Origin of the sequence: Mesorhizobium sp. M0317 (genome assembly GCF_040321555.1) — a bacterium.
Classification (GTDB): domain Bacteria; phylum Pseudomonadota; class Alphaproteobacteria; order Rhizobiales; family Rhizobiaceae; genus Mesorhizobium.
Genome location: NZ_JAMYRV010000007.1, coordinates 151,648 through 158,894 on the forward strand (window position 1 = coordinate 151,648; position 7,247 = coordinate 158,894).

Annotated in this window: 8 protein-coding genes; all 8 read right to left on the reverse strand. The window is 65.5% G+C overall.

Annotated features, from left to right (window positions below; all coding sequences use genetic code 11):
* Positions 1–3: 3 nt before the first annotated feature.
* The gene (ptsP, locus tag NKI88_RS08730; RefSeq protein WP_023742519.1) at positions 4–1,590 is read right to left on the reverse strand and encodes a phosphoenolpyruvate--protein phosphotransferase; all 1,587 of its coding nucleotides are present in this window, start codon (positions 1,588–1,590) and stop codon (positions 4–6) included.
* Positions 1,574–1,876 (reverse strand): HPr family phosphocarrier protein, encoded by a 303-nt coding sequence (locus tag NKI88_RS08735; protein ID WP_023738107.1) that lies wholly within the window; start codon positions 1,874–1,876, stop codon positions 1,574–1,576. Before NKI88_RS08735 ends, ptsP begins: the two co-directional genes overlap by 17 nt.
* Before the next feature lie 21 nt (positions 1,877–1,897).
* Positions 1,898–2,287: a dihydroxyacetone kinase phosphoryl donor subunit DhaM gene (dhaM, locus tag NKI88_RS08740; protein ID WP_023690004.1), complete on the reverse strand. Its 390-nt coding sequence runs from the start codon at positions 2,285–2,287 to the stop codon at positions 1,898–1,900.
* Entirely contained in the window at positions 2,284–2,886 is a 603-nt protein-coding gene (gene dhaL, locus NKI88_RS08745) for a dihydroxyacetone kinase subunit DhaL (protein WP_023742518.1), read from the reverse strand. The genes dhaM and dhaL overlap by 4 nt, the downstream gene beginning before the upstream one ends.
* 70 nt (positions 2,887–2,956) lie before the next feature.
* Entirely contained in the window at positions 2,957–4,600 is a 1,644-nt protein-coding gene (locus NKI88_RS08750; protein ID WP_352654658.1) for a dihydroxyacetone kinase subunit DhaK, read from the reverse strand.
* A 60-nt stretch (positions 4,601–4,660) separates the two neighbouring features.
* Positions 4,661–5,674: an ABC transporter ATP-binding protein gene (locus NKI88_RS08755; RefSeq protein ID WP_352654660.1), complete on the reverse strand. Its 1,014-nt coding sequence runs from the start codon at positions 5,672–5,674 to the stop codon at positions 4,661–4,663.
* Positions 5,667–6,782 carry an ABC transporter ATP-binding protein gene (locus tag NKI88_RS08760; RefSeq protein ID WP_352654662.1) on the reverse strand — a complete coding sequence of 372 codons (1,116 nt, stop codon included), beginning with the start codon at positions 6,780–6,782 and terminating at the stop codon, positions 5,667–5,669. Before NKI88_RS08760 ends, NKI88_RS08755 begins: the two co-directional genes overlap by 8 nt.
* 2 nt (positions 6,783–6,784) lie before the next feature.
* Positions 6,785–6,988: a hypothetical protein gene (locus NKI88_RS08765; protein ID WP_023694181.1), complete on the reverse strand. Its 204-nt coding sequence runs from the start codon at positions 6,986–6,988 to the stop codon at positions 6,785–6,787.
* Positions 6,989–7,247: the final 259 nt, after the last annotated feature.

Below are 7,247 nucleotides of genomic sequence, written 5' to 3' on the forward strand. Positions count from 1 at the left end.
ATCCTAGACCGATGCATCCGAGATGGCCGCCTTGGCCATGGCGAGTTGGGCGGGAGCCACCGAGAGATCCCGCAGGCCGGCCTCGAGCAGGGCCGGGATCGATGCCGGATCGCCGCCGGCATCGCCGCACAGGCTGACTGGGATTTTCGCACGCAGGCCAAAAGCGGCAACCGAGCCGATCAGCCGCAACACGGCGGGATGGCGGACAGAATTAAGATGCGCCACGGCTGCGTTATCGCGGGCAGCCGCCATTACATATTGGGTCAGATCGTTCGAACCGATCGAGAAGAAGGCGACATCGGCGAACGCCTCCGGCGCGATCGCCACCGAAGGCACCTCGACCATGATGCCGAGCGGCGGCATTTTTTGCGCGATGCCGCGCGCGGCAAGCCCGGCCTGCTCCTCCACGAACAGAGCGGCGGCGCGTTGGTATTCCTCCGCGACGGCGATCATCGGAAACATCACCTTCAGATTGCCGTGCACCGCCGCGCGCAGCAGCGCCCTGATCTGTGCGCGAAACACCTCCGGCCTTGCCAGCGACAGCCTGATGCCGCGCAGGCCGAGGAACGGGTTGCTCTCCTCGACGGTGAAGCCCGGCACCGGCTTGTCGCCGCCGGCATCGACGGTGCGGATGGCCACCGGCTTGTCGCCTGCCCATTCCAGCACCTTGCGATAGGCCTCGTATTGCGTCTCCTCGTCCGGCGGCGCCTTGCCGAACAGGAATTCGGTGCGCATCAGCCCGACGCCATCACAGGTCGAGATGTCGATGCCATCGACCTCGGACGGATCGGCGATGTTGACCTGCACGCGCACCGTCGTGCCGGCCCGGGTTACCGCCGGTTTCGCGAGATAGGCTCCGGCCTTGTCTAGATGTGCCACAAACGAGGACGAGGACCGGTGGAACGCTTCGATCTCGGTCATCGTCGGCGAAACCACGATACCGCCATGCTCCGCATCGAGCAGAGCCAGACCGACGGGATTAGCCGGCGAAGCGCCAAGCCCCACCACCATCGGCACACCGCGCGAGCGCGCCAGCATGGCGACGTGGCTGGCGGCGCTGCCGGCCCTCAGCGCGATGCCTCCGCCGGTGCTCCAGTCGGTCTCGAGAAAGCGCGTCGGCGCGATGTCCTCGCCATAGAGAATGGCGCCCGCTGGTGGAGCGCTCTCCTGCTCCTCGGTAAGGGCGCGCAGCACGCGGTCGCGGATATCGCTGATATCGGCGGCGCGAGCCCGGAAATAGTCCTGGTCTGACGTTTCGTAGCCGGAGATCTCGGCGTCCAGCGCCTGTCGCCAGGCCATGTCAGCCGGCATGCCGGACGCGATCGCGGCAAAAGCCGGGCCGGTCAGTGCCTCGTCCCCAAGCATGGCGAGCTGGAATTCGAGAATTCCGGCGGCCTCGTCATCGGCGGTTTCGATCAGGGTCGCGAGCCGGTCCGTCGCGCTGGCGATAGCTGCTTCCAATGCGGCCTTCTCGTCCGCGGCGCTCGCCTTGCCCGTGTAGTGCGCGGTGCCGTTGTCGAGGTTGAACAACGGCCCCTCGGCATAGCCGGCCGACGCCGAAATGCCTTGCAGCCTAAGCGGTTCGGGCATGGCCCGCATCCTCGTCGAAACCGCGTCGCACCAGCTCGGCCAGCGCTCTCACGGCATCATCGGCGCCGTCGCCTGTGGCCCGGATGTGCAGCATGGTGCCTTTCGGCGCCCTGGCCGCCATCACCTTGACGATGCTCTTGGCGTCGAACCATGGGCCGTTGGCGGCAAGCGCAATCTCCACCTCGGCGGCAAAGCTCTTGGCAAGCTTGGTGAACTTCACCGAAGGGCGCGCGTGCAGACCTACCTCGTGGGTGATCAGGACGGCGGCCTCGGCAAATGCGGACATGCGCTCAAAATTCCCGTTCGCTCACGACGGCGACAATTCATGCGCCGTCGCCACCACTTCCTTCAGTGAGGCCCCGCCGGACGCCTCCGTCGCAGCCATCACCGCGCCTTCGACGATCGGCGCGTTGCAGACGACGATCTTCTGCGCCCGCGGCTCGCCGATCATTTCCACCGCCATTTCCGAATTGGTCTCGGCGCCGCCGAGATCGACCAGTATGGCGACGCCCGCCTCCGACCACGCCTTGTCGATGGCGCCCATGATCGCTTCGACGCTGGTGCCGAGCCCGCCATGGCCGTTTCCGCCGCACCATGCAAGCGGCACTTCGTCGCCCACCATCTGCCGCACCATGTCGGCCGTGCCTTCGGCAACCAGCGGCGAATGCGAGACGATGACGATGCCGACATTGCTCATGCTTCGACCTCGACGGTTTCGGCGACGGTCCGCACCAGCAGCGCGACCGAGCGTCCGCCGGCATCCATGTGGCCGATAGAACGGTCGCCGAGGAATGAAGCGCGACCGCGTGTTGCCTTCATCGGCACGGTCGCTTCGGCAGCCGCGTCGGCGACATCTGCGATTTCCATGGCCGTCTTTCCTTTGACCAATGCGTCATGCACGGGTTGCAGCACATCGAGCATGGTCTTTTGACCAACCTGGGATTTGCCTCTAGCGGCCACCGCCTCGATTGCCTTGCCGAAAGCAGCCGTCAGCTTGGGGCGATCCGGCTCTCCTGAAATCTCCTTGCCCAGCGCCAGGAACAATGTACCGAACAGCGGCCCGGACGCACCGCCAACCGTCATCACCAGCTTGGTGCCGATCGCCTTCAGCGCCTCGGGCAGCGGCTTTGCAGCGAACGCCCCGGCATCGGCGCGCACAGCCTCGAAGCCGCGCTTCATGTTCAGCCCATGGTCACCATCGCCGATCGCCTGGTCGAGCGCGGTCAACTCTTCCGAGTGAGCGGCGATCGTGTCCGCGGCGGCGGTGATCAGCCTGGCAAGGTCGAACGCTGCCATGTCCAGATTCCCGGTTTCGATCCTGCCGGCAGTATCGCAAGAGTTTTCATTCGACAATCGAAGCATGCCGTCAGGCCGTTGCATGCAGCGCGGCGGCGGCCGCGAACACTTCGGCCACGGCATGGGCGCCAGGGTCGACTACGCCCTGCAATTTGGTGCCAACATAGGCGGAGCGTCCGGCCTTCGCCTTCTCCATGGCAGCGGTCGCCTCGGCGCCGTGCCGTGCCGCTGTAGCCGCGGCATCCAGCCCCTTGGCATCGAGCGCCTTCAGCGCCGGCTCCAAGGCATCGACCATGGTGCGGTCGCCGACCTTGGCGCCACCGTAAAAAGTCACGCGGTCAAGCCCGGCAAGCAGCGCCTTGGACAGGGTTGCTCCGCCGTTCGAAGCCTGAGCCGCCGCCGTGAAGAAGATCGACAGCAAGACGCCTGAGGAGCCGCCCATTGCGACGCCCAGACTATCGCCTATAGCCGCGAGCGTGGCGGCAGGGTCGGCCAGCGGCAGTGTATCGAGCTTCTCCAGCACGCTGCGCGCGCCGGTCGCCACCGTCGAACCGGTATCGCCGTCGCCCGCCTTGGCGTCGAGCCCGTTCAGTGTCTCTTCGAGCTCGATCAGCCGTTCGCAGACCGTGACGATCAAACGCCTGGTGCCGGAATCCTGGCTGGCCCTTTGGGCTGCGCTGTTTCCAGCCGCTTTCGCCATAGGCACGATAGCCGGCGCGACGACGGTTTTGGCCGGCATCCAGGCATGTGGGCCGACAGGCGCCAGCAAGGCTGCCTCGCGCGCCGCATCGAGCTTGATCAGCGACAGCGAAAAACCGTTCATGTTGAGCGCCGTCATCAGCGGTCCGGGGCCGATCGCAAGCTTCACGGTCTTGGCCAGCGGCGAGGCCAGCACGGCATTGGCGACCAGCGACATTTCGAGCGGCGGCACCGAGCCGAGATTGTTGATGAGCAACGCGTGGCTGGCGTTCGGGTCGAGCCGCACCGCCAGCCGCTCCGCCATGATCGCCACAAGTCTGTCGGCGCTCTGCACGGCGATGCGCTCGACGCCCGGCTCGCCATGGATGCCGAGGCCGAGTTCGCCGTCATTTTCGCCGAACCGCTCTTCATGTGGCTGGCCGGGGATCGAGCAGGACGACAGCGACATGCCGAGCGAGATGATGTCCTTCGCCGCCACGCGAGCGGCTGTAGCAACGGCTGCCAGGTCCTGACCGGTCTCCGACAAATGGCCGGCGATCTTGTGTACGAACAAGGTGCCGGCGACGCCGCGCGGCTGGTTGATATCCGGCAGGGCGATGTCGTCGGCGACGATCGCCATCTCGACGCGAAACCCTTCGGCGCGCGCTTTCTCGGCCGCCAGGCCGAAATTGAGCCGGTCGCCGGTGTAGTTCTTGACGATCAGCAGGCAGCCGGCCGGGCCGGTCACCGCGCGGATGGCGGCCAGCACCGCCTCGACGCTGGGCGAGGCGAAGATCTCGCCCGAAACCGCCGCCGTCAGCATGCCCTTGCCGACAAAGCCGGCATGGGACGGTTCGTGTCCGGCGCCGCCACCGGAGACGACGGCAACTTTCGCCTTGTCCCAGTCGGCGCGCAGCACGACCTTGATCTCGGGATAACCGTCGAGGCGCGCGAGATCGCCGGAACCGATGGTCCGCAACAGGCCATCCAGCGCCTCGGTGACGATCGTTTCCCTGCGGTTGAAAAAGTGCTTCATCGAGTTCGTCCCGTATTCGCAATCGTCAGTCAGAAGCCGGCGTCTAGACCGCCGAAATCTTCACACCAGCCTTTGTCCGTCGGCGCCGAAATACAGCGGCGAGCGGTAGCGGATCACCACTTTGTCGCCCTCGGCCAGATCCGTATCGGGGTCGGTGAGCGTCACCAGTTTCTTCGGGCCGACCGTAACATGCAGATGGTTCTGGTCCCCGAGATGTTCGACCCAGTCGACGACGCCGTCGGCATGGCCGTTTGCGGTCTTCTCGATCGACAGATGCTCGGTGCGCGCGCCGATGGTCTTGGTTCCGGTCGGCGCCCCACCATCAGGCAGCAGCCCGGCCGGCAGCAGGTTGATCGCCGGCTGGCCGAGGCGGGCCGCGACATGAAGGTTTGCCGGCTCCGAATAGATCATGCGCGGCGTGCCGATCTGCACCAGCACGCCGTCATTGAGGATGCCGATGCGGTCGGCCATGGTCATCGCCTCGATCTGATCGTGGGTGACGTACAGCATGGTGGCGCCGAGTTCGGCCTGGATACGCTTGAGTTCGAGCCTGAGATCGGCGCGCAATTTGGCATCCAGCGACGACAGCGGTTCGTCCATCAGATAGATCGATGGTTTGCGCACCAACGCTCGGCCGATGGCGACGCGCTGCATCTCGCCGCCCGACAGCTTGGTCGAGCGGTTGTTCAGCTTGTGGTGGATGCGCACCATCTTCGCCACCTCTTCGACGCGGCGGCGAATCTGGTCCTCCGGTACTTTCCGCGCTGGCGAACGCAGCGGGAAGGCGAGGTTGTCGTAGACCGACAGATGCGGGTAGAGCGAATATTGCTGGAACACGAAGGCGGTGTCGCGCTCGGCCGGCGACAGCGTCGTCGCATCGTGGCCGCCAATATGGATCGTGCCGCCATCCGGCCGCTCCAGTCCGGCGATCAATCTCAGCGTCGTCGTCTTGCCGGCGCCGGTCGGGCCGAGCAGCACGACGAATTCGCCATCGGCGATGTTAAGGTCGAGGCCATCGACGGCGACATGGTCGCCGAAGCTTTTGGTCACGCCCTTGATGTGCACGTCAGCCATGCTGCGCTCTCCCTTGAGAGGCGGTAGTATCGTGGATCGCGGTGCGCCCCGCCCGACCCGAGCCCTTGTCGAACAGCGACAGCCGCGCGCTGTTCAACGTCAGCCCGACATGATCGCCGGCAGCGAGCCGGATTTCGGCCGGCACCCGCGCCTTGATGATGCCGTCCGCCGTCTCCACCGCCACGATCTGCGTCGTGCCGAGATATTCGGTGCCGTAGATGGCGCCGCGCAGTTTCGACGCATCGTCGAAACGGATGTGCTCGGGACGGATGCCGAGCGCCATGTCGGCGGGCGCAATTTCCTCGCGCACTTCCGGCACCGCCACCTTGGCGCCCTGGACGACGATTTCCTTCGCCCCCTTCGCCAGCCCGCCACCGAAGCCCAGGAAATTCATCGGCGGCGAGCCGATGAAGTCGGCGACGAACATGGTTGCCGGGCGGTCGTAGATTTCGCGCGGGCTGCCGAACTGTTCGATGACGCCATGGTTCATCACCGCGATCTTGTCGGCCATCGACATTGCTTCCATCTGGTCGTGGGTGACATAGACCGTGGTGGCGTGGATGCGGTTGTGCAGCTCGCGCAGCTCATGCACCATCAGATCGCGGAATTCGGTGTCGAGCGTGCCGAGCGGCTCGTCCATCAGGAAGCATTTTGGCCGTCGCACGATGGCGCGACCGAGCGCCACGCGCTGGCGGTCGCCGCCGGCAAGGCCCGAGACCGATTTGTTGAGCAGATGGTCGATGCGCAGCAGCTTCGCCGTTTCCTTGACACGGCTTCGAATCTCGCCCGAGGGCATGCCTTGCGCGAGAAGCGGGAAGCCAATGTTCTTGCGCACATTCATATGCGGATAGAGCGCGAACAGCTGGAACACGAAGGCGATGTCCCGCTCCCGCGCCCGGCGCATGGTGACATCCTCGCCGCCGAGCAGGATCTGGCCGCCCGTAGGCAGTTCCAGCCCGGCGATCATGCGCAGCGTCGTGGTCTTGCCGCAGCCCGACGGGCCAAGCATGACGAAGAACTCGCCATCCTCGACGATGAAGCTGGAATCCTGCACGGCGACGAAATCGCCGAAGGCCTTTCTCAAATGTTGGACGCGGATTTCGGCCATGATTATTCCGGGAATTTCGAGACGATGATGAACATCACTGTGCCGGCGAGCATGGTGATGAAGGAGTAGGTGTAGAGCGCGAGCGCGAAAGGCTGGAACAGCATCAGGAAGCCGACGGCGATGAGCGCCGTCGCAATGTTTTCCATGAGGCCGCGCCGGGCCCAGCGAGGCCAGGATGACTTTTTGGAGATGGCTGGGCGCGTCATGCGTAGCTGCCTTCCTTCTGCCCGGCAACGGGGCGAGACGGTTGCCAGGTGGTTCCCCCACTCCGTCGCTGCTTCGCAGCGTCACCTCTCCCCCCTCCGAAGGGAGAGGAAGGCAGCCTGCCTGAATGAAGTTCGCGTCCTTCCTCTACCCCGTCGATGGGGGGAGAGGTGGGGGGGGGGGGCGGGGGCGGGGGGGGGGGGGGGGGTCCCCCACAACAAAATGGGAAGCGCCGCCGGGGGGGTCGGGCCCGCCCAGTTT

What these genes read in the sequence shown, in the direction of transcription:
- ptsP (WP_023742519.1), bottom strand. Translation starts at nt 1,590, where the DNA reads ATGCCCGAACCGCTTAGGCTGCAAGGCATTTCGGCGTCGGCCGGCTAT.
- NKI88_RS08735 (WP_023738107.1), bottom strand. Translation starts at nt 1,876, where the DNA reads ATGTCCGCATTTGCCGAGGCCGCCGTCCTGATCACCCACGAGGTAGGT.
- dhaM (WP_023690004.1), bottom strand. Translation starts at nt 2,287, where the DNA reads ATGAGCAATGTCGGCATCGTCATCGTCTCGCATTCGCCGCTGGTTGCC.
- dhaL (WP_023742518.1), bottom strand. Translation starts at nt 2,886, where the DNA reads ATGGCAGCGTTCGACCTTGCCAGGCTGATCACCGCCGCCGCGGACACG.
- NKI88_RS08750 (WP_352654658.1), bottom strand. Translation starts at nt 4,600, where the DNA reads ATGAAGCACTTTTTCAACCGCAGGGAAACGATCGTCACCGAGGCGCTG.
- NKI88_RS08755 (WP_352654660.1), bottom strand. Translation starts at nt 5,674, where the DNA reads ATGGCTGACGTGCACATCAAGGGCGTGACCAAAAGCTTCGGCGACCAT.
- NKI88_RS08760 (WP_352654662.1), bottom strand. Translation starts at nt 6,782, where the DNA reads ATGGCCGAAATCCGCGTCCAACATTTGAGAAAGGCCTTCGGCGATTTC.
- NKI88_RS08765 (WP_023694181.1), bottom strand. Translation starts at nt 6,988, where the DNA reads ATGACGCGCCCAGCCATCTCCAAAAAGTCATCCTGGCCTCGCTGGGCC.